This is a genomic window from Streptomyces sp. PA03-6a (assembly GCF_033792765.1).
In the GTDB taxonomy this organism is placed as follows: Bacteria; Actinomycetota; Actinomycetes; order Streptomycetales; family Streptomycetaceae; genus Actinacidiphila.
The window spans coordinates 1-3,705 of sequence record NZ_JARAVK010000467.1 but is presented as its reverse complement, the minus strand read 5'-3'; the positions used below and the strand labels follow the sequence as shown (position 1 = coordinate 3,705).

The 3,705-nt window shown below is 74.4% G+C and carries 3 protein-coding genes and 1 pseudogene; 2 read left to right on the top strand and 2 right to left on the bottom strand.

From position 1 onward, the window contains the following. A pseudogene (locus tag PV350_RS45500) lies at nt 1-630 on the top strand (hypothetical protein); the annotation flags it as partial. A gap of 24 nt (nt 631-654) precedes the next feature. Here PV350_RS45500 and PV350_RS45495 read toward each other — a convergent pair. Continuing rightward, nucleotides 655-867, bottom strand: a complete 213-nt coding sequence (locus tag PV350_RS45495) for a hypothetical protein (protein WP_500339181.1) — start codon at nt 865-867, stop codon at nt 655-657. 311 nt (nt 868-1,178) lie between these two features. On the opposite strand from PV350_RS45495, the gene PV350_RS45490 reads away from it, so the two are divergent. Further along, nucleotides 1,179-2,087 carry an SGNH/GDSL hydrolase family protein gene (locus tag PV350_RS45490; protein WP_500339180.1) on the top strand — a complete coding sequence of 303 codons (909 nt, stop codon included), beginning with the start codon at nt 1,179-1,181 and terminating at the stop codon, nt 2,085-2,087. A gap of 65 nt (nt 2,088-2,152) precedes the next feature. On the opposite strand, the gene PV350_RS45485 is transcribed toward PV350_RS45490, so the two are convergent. Continuing rightward, nucleotides 2,153-3,610, bottom strand: a complete 1,458-nt coding sequence (locus PV350_RS45485; protein ID WP_500339179.1) for a dihydrolipoyl dehydrogenase family protein — start codon at nt 3,608-3,610, stop codon at nt 2,153-2,155. Nucleotides 3,611-3,705: the final 95 nt, after the last annotated feature.

The following is a 3,705-nucleotide window of genomic DNA, read 5'->3' as shown; positions in this document are numbered from 1 at the left end:
GCCCCACCGCGCTCCCCCGGCTCGGCCCAGCGCCGCAGACCAGGCTTCGCCGTGGCCGTCATCGCGGGTCTGGCGGCGGCGTGCGTCGGCGCGCTCCTTCTGTACGGCAGAACCATCGACGGGGCGGGCGAACCGGGCGGGTCCGGATCGCCGGACCGCGGCTCCGTGTCGCAGACCGCTCCGAGCGGCGGCGACGAGAAGGCCGCACCGGCGGCGGACCCGCCGTCCACGTCCTACAAGGGCGTCGACCTGGCCGACGGCTACACCATCTCCCTCTCCGACCTGCCGCCCAAGCCGTACCACCCCAGGGTCGGCCCGTACTACGAAGGGGACTTCGGCTACACCTGGGGCGCGCGGGGCTGGGGCTTCGCCACCCCCGAAGGCAACACCCTGGTGCTGCTCACCAGCCGTCAGACCGGGTCTCTGGCCACGTGCCGCTCCGCGACCCGGTACTCCCAGGAGATCTCGCGGAAGAACGCGGTCGGGGGCAGCCGGATCTGCGTGGTCACCGACGCCGGTCACATCGCGCTCGTCACGGTACGGGACTACTCCCCTGAGGGTGCCGACAACGACTACGCCACGGTCGACCTGACGGTCTGGCAGAACGCGGAGACGCCCGGCGAGGAATGAACCGCCGCACGCGCCCGCCGGTTCTCAGGCCGGCGCGGGCAGCGGTCCCCCGGCACGGCGCCTGCGGGCCCGGCCGGGGACCGTCCACTCGTACACCGGCCCCACGACCAGCCAGGCGACCGTCCAGGGCGCGCGCACGCAGGCCAGGAGCCCGCGCGGCCACGGGTGCCGGGGAGGGTGGGCGCTCCGGTCCTTGCGGTGTGCGCCGTGGAGCCGTGCCGGATCGTCCATGCTCATGGGGATCACCTCGTCGTGGCGGGGCCGTCGTCCTGTCTGCTCTCTCGCCACCAGCAGACAGGTGGCGGAAGGCGCTGTCATGCCCCGAGATCACGGGGCTTGAACGGCCGCCTGGGATGTGCAGGGCGCCGCCCCGGCCGGTGGCACGCCGGGCGCCGGCGTTTGCGTCTCCCGAAGGCACTTGATCTACTTGCTTGGCGCAGCAAGTAGCTTGCGGGTGCGGCGTGCTGCCGCCGCAGGAACCGCTGCGAAGCCGGGGGCCGCCTCGTCCGGCGGCCAGGACGGCCAGGAACCACGACGAACGGACACAGATGAAGAGAACACTGACCCGGCCCGGCACCCGTCGCGGGGTCGCACTCGGTGCCGCCGCCCTGACGGGCATGGTGACGCTGCTGGGCTTCGGAGCAGGGACCGCCGGCGCGTCGCCGGCCGGCCACGGGGGCGGTGGACGGGACTACGTCGCGCTCGGCGACTCCTACGCGTCCGGCCCGCTGATCCCCGACCAGGTGGACCCGACGTGCCTGCGGTCGAGCCACAACTACCCCTCGCTCGTCGCGGCGCGCGAGAGCGCCCGCCTCACCGACGTCAGCTGCTCGGGGGCGACCACCGCGGAGATGACCGCGCCCCAGGGCACCGCACCGGCGCAGCTCGCCGCCCTCAAGCGCGGCACTGACCTGGTCACGCTCAGCATCGGCGGCAACGACATCGGCTTCAGCAGCGTCATCGCCACCTGCGCCGGCCTGACGTCCGCCGAGCCCACCGGAGCCCCCTGCCGGGCCCACTTCACCGCGGGTGGCCACGACCAGCTCGCGGAGCGCGTCGCGCAGACCGCGCCCAAGGTCGCCACCGTCATCCGCGACATCCACCGGCGCGCGCCCCACGCCCGCGTCGTGGTGGCCGGGTACCCGGACCTGTTCCCTGACGACGGATCGGCCTGCACCAGCGCCACGGTGCCCTTCGCGGCCGGTGACTTCTCCTACCTGCGCGACACGGAGAAGGCCCTGAACGCCATGCTGGCCACCCAGGCCCGCAAGGCGGGCGCGCGCTACGCCGACACCTACACCCCGACCATCGGGCACGACATGTGCGCGCCGACGGGCACGCGCTGGATCGAGTCCCTCGCCCCCGCGACCCCGGCGGCACCGGCGCACCCCAACGCCCAGGGCGAGGCGGCCATGGCCGGCGCCGTGCACCGGGTCGTCACCCGTCATCACCGCTGACCCCGTACGGTGACCGAGGACCCGCCTCCCCTCGGGAAGGCGGGTCCTGGCCGTATGACGTGCGGTCAGGCCGCCCGCATGTCCCGGTAGGTCTCCAGGACGCGCAGCCAGACCTCGCTGATCGTCGGGAAGGCGGGGACGGCGTGCCACAGCCGGTCCACCGGGATCTCACCGGCGACGGCGACGGTCGCCGAGTAGAGCAGCTCCTGCACTCCCGGGCCGACAAAGGTGACGCCGACGACCGTGCCACGGTCCGGGTCGATCAGGACCCGGGCCTTGCCCCGGTAGTCCTCGGCGTACTGCGCGGCTCCGGCGAGGCGCCCGATGTCGTAGTCCACGACGTCCACCCGGCGCCCCGCGGCCTCCGCCTCCCGGGTCGTCAGGCCGACGGAGGCGACCTCCGGGTCGGTGAACACCACCTGCGGCACGGCGTCGTTGTCGGCGGTCGCGACGTGCGCGCCCCACCTGCGGTCGTCCACGGGCTCGCCCTTGGCCCGTGCTCCGATCACCGCTCCCGCGATGCGGGCCTGGTACTTCCCCTGGTGCGTCATCAGGGCGCGGTGGTTGACGTCGCCCGCCGCGTACAGCCAGCCGTCGGCGACGGCCGTCACCCGGAAGGTGTCGTCCACGGCCAGCCAGTCGCCGGGGGCCAGGCCGACCGTCTCCAGGCCGATGTCCGCGGTGCGGGGGGCGCGTCCGGTCGCGAAGAGGATCTCGTCGGCGACCAGCGTCCCGCCGTCCGCCAGCGTGACGCGGACGGGACCATCCGGGCCGTCCTCACGCGCCACGGCGGTCACGGAGGCGCCGAACCGTACGTCCACACCGGCCTCGCGCAGGGCGTCGGCGACCATCTCCCCGGCGAACGGCTCCATGCGGGCGAGCAGTCCGCCGCTCCCCCGGACCAGCACGGTCACCTCGGAACCGAGCGCCCGCCACGCGGTGGCCATCTCGACGGCGACGACGCCGCCCCCGACCACCACCAGACGGCCCGGTACCTCGTGGGCGCTCGTCGCCTCGCGGTTGGTCCACGGACGCACCTCGGCGAGCCCCGGCAGATCCGGGAGCAGCGTCGTGGTCCCGGTGGCGACGACGACGGCGTGCCGCGCGGCCAGGCGGACCGTCCCGCCGTCCGGTGTGTCCACCACGACCTGCCGCGGCCCGTCCAGACGGCCGTGGCCGCGCACCAGGTCGACGGAGACGGAGTCCAGCCACTCGACCTGGCCGTCGTCCTTCCAGTGGGAGGAGAGCCGGTCGCGGTGGGCGAGGACCGCGGCCACGTCCAGCGGTCCCTCGACCGCGTCCCTCAGGCCGGGTATGCGGCGGGCGTCGGCCCGTGCCGTCACGGGCCGCAGCAGCGCCTTGCTCGGTTCGCACGCCCAGTACGAGCACTCGCCGCCGAGCAGTTCGCCCTCCACCAGCACCGTGGCCAGTCCGGCGGCGCTCGTCCGGTCGGCGACGTTCTCGCCGACCGGTCCGCCGCCGATGACGACGACGTCGTACTCCCGGGTTTCGTCGGTCTTCATAACTCGCTTCCAAAGGGGGCCGGAGGGGACCCGGTCACGGGCCCGCGGTGCCGCGGAGGGGGGATCCGCGGCACCGCGGGAGTTCGGGGGTCGGG

Excerpts from the sequence above, each read along its gene's own strand:
- PV350_RS45490 (WP_500339180.1), top strand. The coding sequence starts at position 1,179 with ATGAAGAGAACACTGACCCGGCCCGGCACCCGTCGCGGGGTCGCACTC.
- PV350_RS45495 (WP_500339181.1), bottom strand. The coding sequence starts at position 867 with ATGAGCATGGACGATCCGGCACGGCTCCACGGCGCACACCGCAAGGAC.
- PV350_RS45485 (WP_500339179.1), bottom strand. The coding sequence starts at position 3,610 with ATGAAGACCGACGAAACCCGGGAGTACGACGTCGTCGTCATCGGCGGC.